This is a genomic window from Herbaspirillum sp. NPDC101396 (genome assembly GCF_044767365.1).
Taxonomy (GTDB): domain Bacteria; phylum Pseudomonadota; class Gammaproteobacteria; order Burkholderiales; family Burkholderiaceae_D; genus Herbaspirillum.
Window position 1 is genome coordinate 306,496 of the sequence record NZ_JBIWNT010000002.1, and the last position, 15,824, is coordinate 322,319.

Below are 15,824 nucleotides of genomic sequence, written 5' to 3' on the forward strand. Positions count from 1 at the left end.
ACGAACCCCGTCTCCTGATTTCAATCGAACGGTGAGCCGGCAGTGTAAGCGATCAGCAGTGCCGACGCAGCAAGCCTGCGCTTGCATCCGGCGCTTTGGCGCCCATATGCAGCTTGTCCCTTGTCATACCGGCAAGCCGTTCTGTACGAACGCCGATAGTCAAATGCAATCAAAAGTATTAAACAAATAAATTTGATTAATATATAGAGGCGCTTTACTATGGCTTCACTCTCTTTCAACCCCAAGTAAAGGAAATAGCAATGTCCCTGATCAATACGACAATCAAGCCATTCAAGGCAACTGCTTACCACGACGGCAAATTCGTCGACATCTCCGAAGCAACCCTGAAGGGCAAGTGGTCCGTGTTCGTGTTCTACCCAGCTGACTTTACTTTCGTCTGCCCGACAGAATTGGAAGACCTGGCCGACAACTACGCTGAATTCAAGAAACTGGGCGTGGAAATCTACGGCGTGTCGACCGACACCCATTTCGCGCACAAGGCATGGCACGACACTTCGGAAGCCATCAAGAAAGTCCAATACCCACTGGTCGGCGACCCAACCACAACACTGGCTCGCAACTTCGAAGTCCTGATCGAAGAAGAAGGTCTGGCGCTGCGCGGTACTTTCGTGATCAATCCGGAAGGCCAGATCAAGATCCTGGAAATCCATGACAACGGTATCGGCCGCGACGCTTCCGAACTGCTGCGCAAGGTCAAGGCAGCGCAATACGTTGCTTCGCACCCAGGTGAAGTTTGCCCAGCAAAGTGGACTGAAGGCGCTGAGACCCTCAAGCCATCGCTCGACCTGGTCGGCAAGATCTAATTAAATCGCAGCGCGATTTAATGCAGTGATCATGCAGTGATCAAGAAGTACAGAAACAAAAACTGAAGCACCCGTCCGGATTCGGCGCAAGCAACGCCGCAGAGCTCACGAGGCCGAGCGGCGGAGTCCGGACAATATTGAAGTCTCACATCAGAGGAAAGTGGAAATCATCATGTTGGATGCCAATCTCAAAGCCCAATTGAAAGCCTACCTGGAAAAGGTCACGCAGCCTATCGAGATCGTCGCGTCGCTGGATGATGGCGCCAAGTCCCGTGAGTTGCAGGAGCTGCTGCAGGAAATCGTTACGCTGTCCGAGCGCATCACGCTCGTTGAACGCAACGATCACGCCGCGCGCAAGCCATCCTTTTCATTGAATCGCCCCGGTACCGATATCAGCGTGCAATTCGCCGGTATCCCGATGGGCCACGAATTTACGTCGCTGGTGCTGGCGCTGCTGCAAGTCGGCGGCCACCCCATCAAGCTCGACGACAAAGTGATCGAACAGATCCGCAACCTGGATGGCGATTACAGCTTTGAAACCTATATCTCGCTGACCTGCCAGAACTGCCCAGAAGTCGTGCAGGCGCTCAACGTGATGTCGATCATCAATCCGCGCATCCGCTCGGTGACGGTGGACGGCGCACTGTTCCAGGACGAAGTCGAAAAACGCCAGATCATGGCCGTGCCGACCGTCTACATGAATGGTGAAGTGTTCGGCCAGGGCCGTACCGGCGTGGAAGAAATCCTCGCCAAGCTCGACACCGGCGCCGCCGCCCGCAAGGGAGAGGAACTGAGCGCGAAAGAAGCTTATGACGTGCTGATCGTCGGCGGCGGTCCTGCCGGCGCCGCAGCGGCGATCTATGCAGCGCGCAAGGGCATCCGCACCGGCGTTGTCGCCGAACGTTTCGGCGGCCAGGTGCTGGATACGCTGGCGATTGAAAACTTCGTCTCCGTCAAGGAAACCGAAGGTCCGCAATTCGCCACCGCGCTGGAACAACACGTGCGCAGCTACGACGTCGACATCATGAACACGCAACGCGCCGAAGCACTCGTGCCGGGCAATGGCCTGATCGAAGTCAGGCTGGCCAACGGCGGCGTGCTGAAGGGCAAGACTGTGATCTTGTCGACCGGCGCACGCTGGAGGCAAGTCAACGTGCCGGGCGAGGACGAATATCGCAACCACGGTGTGGCGTACTGCCCGCACTGCGACGGTCCGCTGTTCAAGGGCAAGCGCGTGTCGGTGATCGGCGGCGGCAATTCCGGCGTCGAAGCCGCAATCGACCTGGCCGGCATCGTCAGCCATGTCACGCTGCTGGAATTCGCCGCGGAACTGAAGGCCGATGCCGTGCTGGTGCGCAAGCTCAAGAGCCTGCCCAACGTTACCGTCATCACTTCGGCGCAAACCAGCGAAATCACCGGCGACGGCAAGAAGGTCAACGGCATCAGCTACAAGGAGCGTGTCAGCGGTGAAGTGAAGCACATCGAGCTGGAAGGCGTCTTCGTCCAGATCGGCCTGGTGCCGAACACCGAATGGCTGAAGGGTACAGTGGCACTGTCCAAGCATGGCGAAATCGAAATCGACGCCAAGGGCCAGACATCGATTCCCGGCGTGTTTGCTGCCGGCGACGTGACCACCGTGCCGTACAAGCAGATCGTGATCGCGGTCGGTGAAGGTTCCAAGGCGGCATTGAGCGCCTTCGATCACCTGATCCGCAGCTCGGCGCCGGAAGAAGCACCGGTCGCCGCCAAGGAAGCAGTGACAGCGTAATCAATCAGTTGAAAATCAGTAGTTGCAAGCCGGTCATCCGTCGCCCCTTCGGCGGACGGCCGTAAAAAAAGCCACCTCGCGGTGGCTTTTTTTTATGGACGCAACCCGCAGGTCACGCCCGGCCGAATGTTTACTTGAACAGCAAACGCAGCGAATCCCAAGCGCGGCCGAAGATGCCGGCCGGACCCACCGATTCCAGCGCCACCAGCGGCAACTCGGTGACGGCCTTGTCGTCGATCATGATCTTCAATGTACCGACCTTGGCGTTTTCCGAAATCGGCGCGATCAGCGGATCGTTGCGTTCAACGCGCGGCTTGATCTTGTCGGCGGTGCCCTTCGGCACGGTCACGTAGACGTCGCGCATGAAGCCGATCTTGATCTTGCCTTGCGACCCCTTCCAGACGTCAGGCGTATCGACGGCCTGGCCCTTGCTGTACAGCTTCACGGCGTCGAAATTCTGGAAGCCCCAGTTCAGCAGCTTCTGGCTTTCCTGCGTACGGACCTGGTCGGACACGGTGCCGATGACCACCGAAATCAGGCGGCGCTCGCCGTTGGCGACCGGACGCTTGGCCGAGGTGATCAGCGAATAGCCGGCGCTGTCGGTGTGGCCGGTCTTCATGCCGTCGACGGTCGGGTCGAGCCACAGCAGGCGGTTGCGGTTGGGCTGGGTGATGTTGTTATAGGTGAACTTCTTGACCGAGTAATAGGTTTTGTAGAAGTCGGGGAAGTCGTTGATCAGGTTGCGGCACAGGATCGCCAGGTCGCGCGCGGTCGTGTACGTATCCGGGCTCGGCAAACCGTGCGGGTTGCTGAAGTGAGTGCCGGTCAGACCCTGGCGTTGCGCTTCGCGGTTCATCAGCACGACGAAGGCGTCGGTAGTGCCGGAGACGGCTTCGGACAGCGCCACGGCGGCGTCATTGCCGGAGACCGAGATCAGGCCGTACAGCAGGTTGTTGACCGAGACCGGCTTGTTCGGCTCGATGAACATCTTGGAGCTGCTCGGATCGACTTTCCAGGCGTTGACCGAGACGCTGATTTCCTGGTTCAGGTCGAGGCGCTTGTCGCGCACGGCGGCGAACGCCAGGTAAGCAGTCATCAGCTTGACCAGCGACGCCGGTTCGACGCGCGTGTCGGCTTCCTGCGACGCGATGATCTGGTTGCTCGACGCATCCAGCAACAGCCACGATTTGGCGGCGACGCTAGGAGGTGGAAGGCTCTGGGCGGCTGCCGAGAAGCTCAGGACGGTTGCGGCAATGGCCGCGAGTAGTTTTTTCATCTTCGGGTGTAAAAAATGTGTCCCGCCGGACTGCATGCGGGACTGTCGTTTGAAAAGAGATGAGTGAACATCGCACCGGGATTATAAACGCCGAGCCTGACAACAAGGCTGTGCGGCGTCGGCTTGCAGAGTATTCCGGTCTCATGGTCCGTAGCGAGAGGCCGGCTGACGACCTCGCGGTAGGACCATGGGGCTGGAATCAGCGATGCCAGAGTTGGACTATCAGGTTCTTGATATGTTGCAACTTGCGGTGAAAAAAGTGATCCGCGCCGGGAATCACGATGACGGGCAGCTCTTGCGGGCGCGCCCAGTCCAGCACCGCCGTGAGCGGAATCGTGTCATCCAGCTCGCCGTGGATCAGGATGGTGTCGGCCGGGACCGGCGGCATCGGCCACTTGCCGGCGGCGGTGCCGACCAGCGCCAGCCGCTCGGCCGGTGTGCCTGCTGCGATCAGACGCTGCTGCAACTGCGCCTGCACGAAAGTGCCGAATGAAAAGCCGCCCAGCGCCAGCGGCAGATCGGGATATTGCGTGCGCATGTGCGCCAGCAGCAGCGCCATGTCGTCGGTTTCGCCATTGCCGTTGTCATGCACGCCTTCGGACTTGCCGACGCCGCGGAAATTCATGCGCACCGTGGCGTAACCCAGCGCCAGGAACGAGCGCGCCAGCGTCTGTGCAACCTTGTTGTCCATGGTGCCGCCATACAACGGATGCGGATGGGCCACCAGTGCGAGGCCGCGCGGCGCGGCGAACTGCTCGGGATCGGGCAGGTCCAGTGCGCATTCCAGCTGGCCGACGGCGCCGGGGATCAGAAAGGCTTGTGTTTGTGCGTTCATGCGTTTAAGCGTCTAGGGGGCGTATTCAGATTTTGAGGCGGTCGACGATCTTGCCGTCGACGATGTGCGAGTCGATGATTTCATCGATGTCTTCGTTGTCGACGTAGGTGTACCAGGTGCCTTGCGGATAGATGACCACGACCGGGCCTTCCTCGCAGCGTTCCAGGCAACCGGCCTTGTTGATGCGGACCTTGCCTTCGCCTGCCAGGCCGAGTTGCTTGATGCGTTTCTTGGCGTGTTCCTGTGCGGCTTGCGCACCCTTGTCGGCGCAGCAGGTACGCTCGCCCGGCTTGCGCTGGTTCAGGCAGAAGAAGACGTGATGTTCGTAGAACGGCTTGTCGGCGGTGTCAGGAGTATCTGCCATGGCGAGGTTCCGAGTGGATCAAAGGCGTCATGATACACCTCGTCATTTAGGCGCGCCCGGGCCGCCGGCCCGGCGATGCACCGGGTGATACAGGAACCACAGCGCCAGGAACGGCCATAGCACCGAGAGGAATTGCGCGGCGCCGTCGAAATTGAGGAATTTTCCCTGCACCCAGGTCTGCAGCGTCGAGACGAAATACGGATTGGCGGGCACCGCATTGGTCGCCAGCAGGCTGAAGATCAGCGCCAGTCCGGCGATGCGCCGCTGCGCCACCAATGGCGCGAACGACAGGCCGGCCAGCATCAGGCCGCCGACGATCATGCCGCCGGCGGCGCCCGGCGTGAACCAGGCGAAGGCGTTGTCAGGCGCGAAAAACAGCGCGCAGGACAGCGACTTGATGAACACCGCGCCGAGCAGGTAGACCGCCATCAGCATGTTGCGCGGCGCCGCCTTGCGCAGCAGCAGGAGCATGGTCAGCACGGCGCCGGTGAGGCCACAGGCGGTGACGATGATTTCGGCCAGCCAGTATTGTTCGGCGCTGAGCTGGGCGCTGTTGGTCCACCAGGTGGCGAGGTCGATCGGCGTATCGAGCAGGTCCGACAGCAGGCTCGATAGCGGTGGCACCACGTGGCCAAGGCCGAACAGATGGTTCTGCGGATAGATCAGCGCCAGCGGCCACAGTCCGACCACCACCAGGCCGCGGCTGGCTTCGCGCGAGAACCAGCTGCGCCGCACTTCCAGCAAGCGGCTCTGGCGCAGGAAGTAGCGGCTGGTCCAGGCGCCGATCAGCGCGCCCAGCAAGGTGCCGCAACTGTTGGTGATGAGGTCGAGGTTGGAGGGAATGCGCGTGGGCAGGTAAGTCTGCACCGCTTCCATGACGGCCGACAGCGCGACGCCGGCCAGCGCGCTGAGCAGCACCGCCCACAGCGAGCGCACGCGCGGATACAGCGCATACACCACCAGTGCACCGAACGGCGCGTAGCCGACCACGTTGGTCCAGAGGTCGAAACCGGTCCAGTAATACGGCAGCCGCGCCCACAGGTAATCGTAGGGCAGCAATCCCATGTCGCGCCAGCCCGAAAACGGGTACCAGCTGGCATATACGATCAGCAGCGTGTAGATCAGTAAACTGACGCGTGCAAAGGAGGAAGCCGCCGGCCTGGCGACTGCGGTTGCGATGGAGGCGGAGGCAGGGGCAGGCGGGGCGACTGGTGCGGGCGATTGTGGCGGTCGGTAAGGCGCGTCCATGCCAGCGAGGGTAACCGATTTCTCCTTCGCTTGCACCTTGGACAACCGTTACAATGTGCGCCATGCACGCCACCGAAACTTCACTCGCCACGACGATTTCCGCCCAGCGCATCGCCGCATTGATCGCCAGTTCCAGCAACGATAACGCCAAGACCGTCGCGGTCGAAGTGGTTGCCGAAACCGGCTCGACCAATGCCGATCTGCTGGCGCGCGTCACCGCTGCCGATGGCGACAGGCTGGTGGCGCCGGTGCTGCTGGTGGCCGAGTCGCAGACCGCCGGGCGCGGGCGCGCGGGACGGCCGTGGCAGACCACCAAGACGTCGGCGCTGACGTTTTCGCTGGCGTGGAAATTCAATCGTCCGCTGCATGCGCTGATCGGATTGCCGCTGGCCGTCGGCGTTGCGCTGGCCGAGGCGCTCGGGATTTTCGGTATTGATGTCGAATTGAAATGGCCCAACGACGTCCTGCGTGACGGCGCCAAGCTGGCCGGCATCCTGATCGAGACGGCGCAAGACAAAGGCACGGGCGCGACCGGAACCTGGACCGTCATCGGCATTGGCGTCAACCTGACCATGCCGCCGGATCTGCAGCAACGCATCGGCCGCGCCGTGGCCGACGTGTCTGAACTATTGACCCAAGATCGCGAGCGCCTGTTGGCGATTTTGCTGAGCGCCTTGTCGGATGCGCTGGCCGATTTCGATGCGCGCGGATTCAGGCATTTCGTGGCGCGCTGGAATCGTTTGCACGCATACGCCGGCCGTACCGTGCGCATCCTCGACGATGGCCGCGTGCTGCACGAGGGCGTTGCCGTCGGGGTCGACGAGCAGGGTTGTTTCCTGATGGATACCGCGAACGGGCGCGTGGCAGTCACCGCCGGCGACGTGTCCTTGCGTTTGCAGGAGTAGCGCCATGTTGCTACTGATTGATGTCGGCAATACGCTGATCAAATGGGGTGTTCCGGCGGAACAAATTTTCTCCGTTACCGGTGCGGGCCGCTGGCGTCACGTCGGCGCAGTGGCGCGCGGTGAGGTCGCTGCATTGACACAGGCCTGGCAGGGTTTGCCGGTGGTGCGCGTGCTGGTTTCAAACGTCGCGGGTCCGGTCGTCAGGGAGGCTTTGCAGGCGGTGCTGCAGGCGGCCTTCGGAGGCGACCTGCGCATCGACTGGTTCGCATCGCAGCCGCAACTGGCGGGCGTGCGCAATCGCTACAAGAATCCCGGCCAGCTAGGCTGCGACCGCTTCGCTTCGGCCATCGGCGCGCATGCGCTGTTTCCGCAGCGTGCGCTGATCGTGGCTACTTGCGGCACCGCCACCACGGTTGATGCAGTCACGCCGGACGGCGATTTCCTGGGTGGCATGATCTTGCCGGGGCTGGGTGTAATGGCGACGTCGCTGGCGCTCAATACCGCGCAATTGCCACAGATACAAAGCATCAGTGCAGTCGCCACGCCGTTCGCCGACAACACCACGGACGCCATCATCGCCGGCTGCATTTCAGCGCAGACTGGCGCCATCGAGCGCGCCGTCGCGGCGCACCAGCAAGCGCATGAAGAAGTCCTGTGCGTGCTGGCGGGCGGCGCCGGGCCTGTGTTGGCGCCTTATTTGTCAACGCCCTGCGAAAAAGTCGATAATCTGGTGTTGATCGGCCTGCATGCAGCGGCCGCAGAATGAAGGCGATGACTTCAATAAATCGAACTGACGGTTCATCATGCTGAAATTGTTTTTTTGGCTACTGTTGATCGGCAATGCGGCCCTGTTCGCCATGCAGCGGGGCTATCTCGGCGCGACCGCCTCCGAGCGCCACGAGCCCAAGCGCCTGGCGCAGCAGCTACATCCCGAAACATTGACCATCCTGCCGGCCAACAGCGAAAAACTGGTGGCGCCGGCCAAGGCCGATGCGCCGGCAGGTACGGTTGCCGCGGTCGCGACGGTCGATGCCGCCAAGGACGCGAAACAAGGCAAGCCGGATGCGACACCGCCGGAGGTCAAGGCGCCCGTCGCTGATCCTGTCCCTGCTGTTGCTGCCGCTCCGGTCGTCGCCTGCACCGAAATCGGCAATTTCAACGCCGTCGAGGTGCGCAAGTTCGACGCCCAGCTGAGCAGTCTCAACCTGACCGTCAAGCCGACCACGCGCAGCGTGCAGGAAGCCGCCAGCCACATGGTCTATATCCCCACGCAGGACGGCAAGGACGGCGCCGACCGCAAGGCCGCTGAACTGCGCCGCCTCGGCATCCAGGACTTCTATGTGATGCCGGAGTCGCAAGCCAATCCGGCGTTGCGCTGGGCCATTTCGCTGGGCGTATTCAAGACCGAAGAGGCCGCCAAGGCTTACATCGGCCGCTTGATCCCGCAAGGGGTGCGCAGCGCTCGCATCATGGCGCGCAACGTCACGTCGAACAAGCAGGCTTATCAATGGCGCAATGTCGATGCGGCAAGCAAGACGGCGCTGGACGGCCTCAAGGCCAAATTCCCCAATCAGGAAATGCGCAGCTGCCCGAGTTGAGCCTCGCCCATGCATGGCCGGTGCGGCTTGGCGGGCACAGGCCGATTTTGCATAGGGGCGATAAAACGTCAACTCCGCCGCAATCGAAACGCGCTTTCCATGTAAAATCGCGGACATTCCGAATATCTCTCCTGCCCAGGAATTGCACATGACCGATTTGACCGACCTGACCGACGTTGACCCTATCATCAAGGCTGAAATCCTGGCCGAGGCGTTGCCGTATATCCGCAAGTTCCACGGCAAGACCATCGTCGTCAAATACGGCGGCAATGCGATGACCGAAGAGCGTCTCAAGCACGGCTTCGCTCGTGATGTGATCCTGTTGAAACTGGTCGGCATGAATCCGGTGGTGGTGCACGGCGGCGGTCCGCAAATCGACAACGCACTCAAGAAAATCGGCAAGCAAGGCACCTTCGTGCAGGGTATGCGCATCACCGATGAAGAAACCATGGAAGTGGTGGAGTGGGTGCTGGGCGGCGAAGTGCAGCAGGATATCGTGATGCTGATCAACCACTACGGCGGCCAGGCAGTCGGCCTGACCGGCAAAGATGGTGGCCTGATCCGGGCGCGCAAGATGCAGATGCCGGACAAGGAAAACCCGGGTCAATTCCTCGATATCGGTTTCGTCGGTGAAATTGAGGCGATCAACCCGGCGGTGGTCAAGGCGCTGCAGGATGACGCCTTCATCCCTATCATTTCGCCGATCGGCTTCGGCGATGACGGCCAGGCCTATAACATCAATGCCGACGTCGTGGCCGGCAAGATCGCCGAGATCCTGCATGCGGAAAAGCTGATCATGATGACCAACATTGCCGGCGTGCAAGACAAGAAGGGCAATCTGTTGACCGATCTGTCGGCGCGCGAGATCGACGAAATGTTCGAAGACGGCACCATTTCCGGCGGCATGCTGCCAAAGATTTCGTCGGCGCTGGACGCCGCCAAGTCGGGCGTGAATACCGTTCACATCATCGATGGCCGTATCGAACATTCGCTGTTGCTGGAAGTGCTGACCGAACAGGCATTCGGCACCATGATCCGCTCGCACTGAACATCGCTAGCGTATTGCGCAAAAAAGGCGCCCCGGGAAACCGGTGGCGCCTTTTTTATTGAAGCGTATATACGTATATGAGGACGTTCAGTAAATCCGTTCGACCTTGAAGCCGCGCTGTTGCAGCAAGGCAGGCACGCCCGTCGGGCCGACCAGATGCAGGATGCCGATGGCGGCGAAGATACGGTCGCGGCTCTTGAGCAGACCACCGATGCGTTCTGCCAGGGCTGGGTTGCGCTGGTCCAGCAAGACCTCCCTGGTGAAGCGGCCGACGAAGCTGCCGTCGCCGGCCATCTCATCGAGCAGGCCTTGCAGGCCGGACAGGTTGGCCGTGCGCCAGAATTCGGCCAGCTCCACGACACGGACCGCGCTGTCGGGATCGTCGAGTTCCTTGAGAGTGTCTTCGAGCAGCAGGCTTTGCTGTTGCCGGCTCAGCGCGCCGAACAGTGCCAGCTGGGTTTCGGCGCCTTCCAGTTCGATCACGGGCTTGTTGCGCTTGGTGACGAAGTCGGCCAGGTGGCTGTCGACCGCGAGGTCAGCGCGATAGCCTTTGCTGCCGAACTCCTGCACGGTGAGCAGGCTGGCGATCATCCAGGGGCGAAAGCGTACGACTGCCTCGGGTGGGACATTGTATTTTTTCAGCGCGGCCTGCACCTGCTGCTGCAGTTGCGGGCTGAGGTCGGTCTGGTAGCTCTGGCCTTCGGGATAGAAGCCGTAGCGCAGCACGGCCGCCTGCATGGCGGGTGTCTTCTTCGGATCGATTTCGAGGGCGATTGCCGGGGCCTGTTCCAGCGCTTGCATCACGCGTGGTTCAAGCGGATAGAAGTTGGCGGCGCCGACGTGGATGGTGCCGAACAAATACAGCGTGTGATGCGCGTCCTGCACCTTGAACAAGGCGCCGCGGTGTTCCGTGCGGGCAGGTGCCGACGTGGTTTCTGCGGCATTTGCCAGCGGCAGATAAAGGCAGAACAGCCAGCTGAATGTCACTATAATCAGGCGTCGCATCGTTGCGCTTTCATCATTATTTACCGTGCCGAATACTACACCGCTCTGGCTTTTCGATCTCGACAACACGCTGCACAACGCGTCGCACGCGATTTTTCCGGCGATCAACGCCAACATGAATACGTTCATGGAGCGCGTACTCAGGGAGCAGGGATTGCCGGCCGATCAGGACGCAGTCAACGCGATGCGGCAGCGCTATTGGCGCCTGTACGGCGCGACCTTGCTGGGCATGGTGCAGCATCATCACGTGCGGCCGGAGGATTTCCTGCGCGACGCGCACGACTTCGCCGATCTGTTTGGCATGATCCGCGCCGAGCGCGGCCTGCTGAATCTGCTGGAGCGCCTGCCGGGACGCAAGATCCTGCTGACCAATGCGCCGTTGCGCTACTCGCGCGACGTGGTGCGACATCTGGGCCTGCATCGCCATTTCGACAAGCACATCTCCATCGAATCGATGCGCGTGCACGGCAAGCTCAAACCGAAACCGTCGCGGCAGATGTTGCAACAGTTACTCGCGCGTGAACGTGTCCCGGCGCATCGTTGCATTCTGGTGGAAGATACCGTGGTCAATCTGAAGTCGGCCAAAGAGCTGGGTGTGCGTACGGCGTGGATTACCCAATACCTGGCCGGCAATCCGCATTTTTCAGCGGCCGGCGTGCGCAGGATGCAGACCATGCATCCGTCTTATGTCGATGTGAAGGTGCGTTCGGTACGCCAGCTGACCAGCCATCTGCGTCGCCTGGCCGGCGCGTAGGCGGGAATTAGCCGTCTATTCAGTCGGGACTCAGTCGTCCGCGCAATCAGCGCACCAACCCTTGATGGTCAGTTCGATTTCGTGACTGCGAAAGCCTTTGCCGAGGGATTTTTGCAGGGCGGTCTGCAACTGCGCCGCGGTGGTCTGGCGCTTGCCCGATGAGGGCAGCACACTCTCAAGAAAGCCTGCTTCGCCGCTGCCATCCAGGCAAAACACCCGGGCGCAGCGCGTGCATTTGAAATGGCCGTGCTGATGCTGGGCATGGCCGTGTGCGTGTTGATGGCCGCCATGGCTACCGTGATCGTGATGCTCGGCGCCGGTGCCGGCGTTATAACGGAAGATGCGGTCGTCGCTGGCGATCTTGTGCGCCAGCCCGGCCTCGGTCAGGCAATCGAGCGCGCGATACAGCGTGACGCGATCCATATCGACCAGCTTGTCCTGGATATCCTGATGCGACACCGCGCTGCGTGCGCTGAGCAGCGCCGCCATGACGCTCACGCGCGCCTGCGTGACGCGCACCGACGCGTCGCGCAATTGCAGCTCGGCCAGAGCCTGCGCAGCGGCGGGGTCGTGGGGCAAAGCGTTGGCGGTGATGTCGGCTTTGGATTTCATGGCATATCGCTAATGTGACTGGTGCGGCTGGTGTGAGGGCGGCCCGCCCATGCGGCGCCCGGTCAAAGACCTACCCGAATTATGCCGCAATTCGCCGATGGCGGCTTTGTCAGGGCCCAAGGCAAGGCTTATTTACCGGCAATCTTCTTGGCGCGCGGATGGGCGGCGTCATAGACTTGCGCCAGGCGCTGGAAATCGAGCGAGGTGTAGACCTGAGTCGCCGTGATCGAGGCGTGGCCCAGCATCTCCTGCACCGCGCGCAGGTCGCCCGAGCCTTGCAAGACGTGGGAGGCGAAGGAATGACGCAACACGTGCGGATGGACGTTGGTGGCCAGACCCAGCGCCTGGCCGTGCGCCTTGAGCCGCAATTGCGCCACCCGCGGCGACATGCGCGCACCGCGCTCGCTCAGGAACAGCGCACGCCGCTCGGCGTCGGCATGCCCCGCGATGACGGTCTCGCGTGCCGTCAGCCAGGCTTTCAGCGCTTCCATGGCCGGTTTGCCGACCGGCACGCTGCGCATCTTGTTGCCTTTGCCGGTGACGGTCACTTCATTGCTGTCCATATCAATCCATCCGGCCGATACATAACCGGCTTCCTGGCGATATTGCACATCCAGACCCACCAGTTCGGAAATCCGCAAGCCGCTGGAGTACAGCAATTCGAACATGGCACGATTGCATAGCTGGGCAGGTGCGGCGGCGTCCTTGAGCGGATTGGGCTGCGACACCAGATGAACGGCGTCATCGGCGGCCAGCGCCTTGGGCAGCGGCTTGGCTTTCTTGGGCGCTTTGACGCCGTCGACGGGATTCGATTTCAGCCGGCCCTGTTCGGACAGCCAGTCGTAGAAGCCGCGCCAGGCCGACAGTTTGCGCGCGATGGAGCGCGCATTGAGGCCGCGGCCGTGCAATTGCGCGGCGAACTTGCGTATCTGGAAATGGGAAACTGCATCCAACTCCGCGCCGGCGGCTTGCGCCAGCTCGGATAACTCGGCCAGGTCGCGGCCGTAATTGCTCACCGTATGCGGCGACAGCATGCGCTGGCTCAGCAGGGTGTCGAGATAGCGGTCGATTTCGGCTTGGTTGGCGTCGGCGCTCACACGGTCGGGATGGAAGTCGGGATAAATCAGTGTAGCAGGCAGGCCAGCGCTGCGCTGGCGGTTTCACTGATGCGGCTGAGGAAATCAGTGGCCATGTCGGCGCTGAAGCGGCTGGGGTCGGGCGAGCCAAGCACCAGCAAACCAAAGGCTTCCGGCGCGGCGCCGACGCGTAGCGGCAGCATCGCCAGCGACTTCACGGAAGTGGCGTCTTCCAGCCAGCCGGCGGCTTCGAAATCGTTGTTGGCGCCGCAGAACGGCGTCGTCAGGCCATTGGCAAAAATGCGCGCATCTTCCGATACGGTCGCGGTGTACCAGTTGTCGTTGTGACTTTCGGCGACGTTCCACAGGCGCAAGGTGACCTGCGGGACGTTGAAGATTTCCTGCAGGTTGCGGGTCAGCGCCTGCGGCAGGTCGGCGTCATTGCGCGCCAGCAGCAGGGCGCGTGTCCAGGCCTGGAATTTTCCGGTGATTTCGTCGTTTTCCTGGGCGATGCGCATCAGGTCGGCCATATGCAATTCCTGCACCTTGATCTTTTCACGCAGGATTTCCATCTGGCGCTCCTGCAAGGAGATGGCGCGACCCAGCAAGGGGCTGGTCAGCTTGATCCGGCCAAGCAATTCGGCGTGTTCCTCGAAGAAGTGAGGATGGTCGAGCAGATAGTCGGCGATCGAATCGGAATCCAGATGGGAGGTCATGTGCGTTTTTTGAGTTTGGTTGTTCCGGAAAGTCGCGCCGGGCGCGCCGGATTGCATTACCGCAATATCGCGAGATTATCTACGCTATCGGTAGTGCTGACAACTTTTTAATCAGGCCGAGAAGGCTTGGCATCGCCAATAAAAACGGGCTTACATGATTGCTCATGTAAGCCCGAATCGTTCAAGCTAAGTTTCTGATTCTGACGTTTGCACGCCAGAGGTTCAGGCGCTTAAATTAGAACTTGTGACGGATACCAACAGTAACTGCTGTTTGGCTAGCGTCGTTACCAGTTGTGTCGCCATAGGCGCCTGGGTTACGCATGTCTTTAGCACGCAGGTTCGACACGAATGCGTACAGGTCAGTACGCTTCGACAGCCAGTAGTCAGTACCGATGTTGTACTGAGTCAGCTTGCCCTTACCGTTCAGACCGTCGAAGTTAGCTGTTGTGTATTCCACAGCAGCCAGCAGCTTCAACGATGGAGTCAGCGAGTAAGCAGTACCCAGTTCGAATTGGTCCGACTTACGCGAGTTTGCCAGAGTAGCTGTAGTGACGCGATTTGCAGCTGTCAGAGCGACAGGCGTTGCCAAACCAGCCAGATTTGCTTGGGTATTCAAGTCTTGCTTGACGCGCGACCAGTTACCATAGACGCGTGCTGGGCCAAACTGATAGCTGGCGACCAGGTTGAACACCTTAACTGCCGTGTTGCCAGTATTGGCAGCAGTAGTGCTCAAAGTTGCTGTTGTAGCAGTCGCTGGAATGATGCTGGTGTCCGAAGGAGTTGGACCAGCTTTGGATTGGTAGTAGTTGGCACCCAGACCCAGTGGGCCGTTGTCATACTTGACGCCCAGACCGAACGATTGGCCAGCAGTTGTCTTGCCAGCTGTTTCGCCGAAACCGTACAACACGTTAGCTGTGAAGCCAGCCAGGTTGTTGGTGGTGTAGCTGATCGAGTTGTTGGTACGTGTACCTTGCAAACGGTTCAGGGCCGAACCTGCGTTTTGGATAACGCCGCCGAAATCAGCAACGCCAGTGTAGGCGCTGATTGTGTCAGCGAAGTCAGTTTGACGACCGACCAGAACCGAACCGAAACCACCGGCCAGACCGACAACCGACTTACGACGGAACAGGTTCGAACCAGTAACAGCGTCGGAACCTTGCAGGCCGCCGTTGTCGTTGGTGAAGCCAGTTTCCAGGTTGAACACTGCGCTCAGACCGCCGCCCAGATCTTCAACGCCCTTGAAACCGATGCGCGAACCTTGGATGTTGCCGGAGTTCAGAGCAAACTTGCTACCGGTGTTAGTGCCGCCAGCTGGAGTTTGAGCCTTGCTTGTGTAAGTAACGCCGGTATCAACGATACCGTAGATAGTGACGGAGCTTTGTGCTTGTGCAGCACCTGCAAACGCGCCGAGAACGGCCAGTGCAAGCAGAGATTTTTTCATTTGACATCCTTCTATAAAAATAGTCTTGAGGATCCGTACATCTAGTCGGATGGTGAGACATTAAGGGTTCTCATTAGCGCTGGCCTCAGATTGGTCGTTTGGCGGACGAAGTTTTGGTTGAAATTCCGAAACTCCTACACGACTGTTGTTTTTTTCTAACGCTTTCGAGGTGAATCTCCCACAATGAGGATTTTCCGGGGTTCCAAAGGGCCTCCGGAGATTCGATTGTTTTTATGATAACAAATGACGTATTAAAGACTTGAATTGTTGTTTTAAAGCTCCAATTTGATCTCTTAAAGATCGGATTAAAAAAATATCATGATTTATAGGGGATAATTTTTTCCTTCGAAAGAG

16 protein-coding genes are annotated in these 15,824 nt (G+C 60.2%); 7 read left to right on the forward strand and 9 right to left on the reverse strand.

The features are described 5' to 3' along the window. The first annotated feature begins 260 nt into the window (after nucleotides 1–260). Nucleotides 261–824, forward strand: coding sequence for an alkyl hydroperoxide reductase subunit C (gene ahpC, locus ACIROY_RS06365; RefSeq protein ID WP_402277263.1), 564 nt, complete (start codon nucleotides 261–263; stop codon nucleotides 822–824). Nucleotides 825–996: 172 nt separating this feature from the next. Further along, complete coding sequence (gene ahpF, locus ACIROY_RS06370) at nucleotides 997–2,592, forward strand: alkyl hydroperoxide reductase subunit F (protein ID WP_402277261.1); 1,596 nt, start codon at nucleotides 997–999, stop codon at nucleotides 2,590–2,592. Between the two features lie 130 nt (nucleotides 2,593–2,722). On the opposite strand, the gene ACIROY_RS06375 is transcribed toward ahpF, so the two are convergent. From ACIROY_RS06375 to ACIROY_RS06390, 4 genes are all read right to left on the reverse strand, one after another. Continuing rightward, nucleotides 2,723–3,868, reverse strand: a complete 1,146-nt coding sequence (locus ACIROY_RS06375) for a D-alanyl-D-alanine carboxypeptidase family protein (RefSeq protein WP_265214746.1) — start codon at nucleotides 3,866–3,868, stop codon at nucleotides 2,723–2,725. Nucleotides 3,869–4,067: 199 nt separating this feature from the next. After that, entirely contained in the window at nucleotides 4,068–4,703 is a 636-nt protein-coding gene (locus ACIROY_RS06380) for an alpha/beta hydrolase (RefSeq protein ID WP_402340637.1), read from the reverse strand. Nucleotides 4,704–4,728: 25 nt separating this feature from the next. After that, a complete protein-coding gene (locus ACIROY_RS06385; protein WP_402277257.1) occupies nucleotides 4,729–5,067 on the reverse strand; it encodes a (2Fe-2S) ferredoxin domain-containing protein in 339 nt (112 codons plus the stop codon). Nucleotides 5,068–5,109: 42 nt separating this feature from the next. After that, nucleotides 5,110–6,315 carry a VanZ family protein gene (locus ACIROY_RS06390; RefSeq protein ID WP_402340640.1) on the reverse strand — a complete coding sequence of 402 codons (1,206 nt, stop codon included), beginning with the start codon at nucleotides 6,313–6,315 and terminating at the stop codon, nucleotides 5,110–5,112. Between the two features lie 53 nt (nucleotides 6,316–6,368). Between ACIROY_RS06390 and ACIROY_RS06395 the strand changes: the two genes are divergently transcribed. The 4 genes from ACIROY_RS06395 to argB all read left to right on the forward strand — a co-directional run bounded on the left by ACIROY_RS06395 (nucleotide 6,369) and on the right by argB (nucleotide 9,866). Next, entirely contained in the window at nucleotides 6,369–7,220 is an 852-nt protein-coding gene (locus ACIROY_RS06395; protein ID WP_402340643.1) for a biotin--[acetyl-CoA-carboxylase] ligase, read from the forward strand. Between the two features lie 4 nt (nucleotides 7,221–7,224). Beyond that, nucleotides 7,225–7,986 carry a type III pantothenate kinase gene (locus ACIROY_RS06400; RefSeq protein WP_402340646.1) on the forward strand — a complete coding sequence of 254 codons (762 nt, stop codon included), beginning with the start codon at nucleotides 7,225–7,227 and terminating at the stop codon, nucleotides 7,984–7,986. A gap of 37 nt (nucleotides 7,987–8,023) precedes the next feature. Then, nucleotides 8,024–8,818, forward strand: coding sequence for a hypothetical protein (locus ACIROY_RS06405; RefSeq protein ID WP_402340649.1), 795 nt, complete (start codon nucleotides 8,024–8,026; stop codon nucleotides 8,816–8,818). A 148-nt stretch (nucleotides 8,819–8,966) separates the two neighbouring features. Further along, nucleotides 8,967–9,866, forward strand: coding sequence for an acetylglutamate kinase (gene argB, locus ACIROY_RS06410; protein WP_016834869.1), 900 nt, complete (start codon nucleotides 8,967–8,969; stop codon nucleotides 9,864–9,866). 87 nt (nucleotides 9,867–9,953) lie between these two features. On the opposite strand, the gene ACIROY_RS06415 is transcribed toward argB, so the two are convergent. Further along, nucleotides 9,954–10,871, reverse strand: coding sequence for a TraB/GumN family protein (locus tag ACIROY_RS06415; protein ID WP_402340652.1), 918 nt, complete (start codon nucleotides 10,869–10,871; stop codon nucleotides 9,954–9,956). A gap of 25 nt (nucleotides 10,872–10,896) precedes the next feature. On the opposite strand from ACIROY_RS06415, the gene ACIROY_RS06420 reads away from it, so the two are divergent. Next, nucleotides 10,897–11,625 carry a pyrimidine 5'-nucleotidase gene (locus tag ACIROY_RS06420; protein ID WP_402277246.1) on the forward strand — a complete coding sequence of 243 codons (729 nt, stop codon included), beginning with the start codon at nucleotides 10,897–10,899 and terminating at the stop codon, nucleotides 11,623–11,625. A gap of 30 nt (nucleotides 11,626–11,655) precedes the next feature. On the opposite strand, the gene ACIROY_RS06425 is transcribed toward ACIROY_RS06420, so the two are convergent. From ACIROY_RS06425 to ACIROY_RS06440, 4 genes are all read right to left on the reverse strand, one after another. Beyond that, nucleotides 11,656–12,237, reverse strand: coding sequence for a Fur family transcriptional regulator (locus tag ACIROY_RS06425; protein WP_402277244.1), 582 nt, complete (start codon nucleotides 12,235–12,237; stop codon nucleotides 11,656–11,658). 128 nt (nucleotides 12,238–12,365) lie between these two features. Next, entirely contained in the window at nucleotides 12,366–13,334 is a 969-nt protein-coding gene (gene xerC, locus ACIROY_RS06430; protein WP_402277242.1) for a tyrosine recombinase XerC, read from the reverse strand. 26 nt (nucleotides 13,335–13,360) lie between these two features. Further along, nucleotides 13,361–14,029, reverse strand: coding sequence for a DUF484 family protein (locus tag ACIROY_RS06435; RefSeq protein ID WP_402340655.1), 669 nt, complete (start codon nucleotides 14,027–14,029; stop codon nucleotides 13,361–13,363). A 235-nt stretch (nucleotides 14,030–14,264) separates the two neighbouring features. Further along, the gene (locus tag ACIROY_RS06440) at nucleotides 14,265–15,470 is read right to left on the reverse strand and encodes a porin (RefSeq protein ID WP_116434383.1); all 1,206 of its coding nucleotides are present in this window, start codon (nucleotides 15,468–15,470) and stop codon (nucleotides 14,265–14,267) included. Nucleotides 15,471–15,824: the final 354 nt, after the last annotated feature.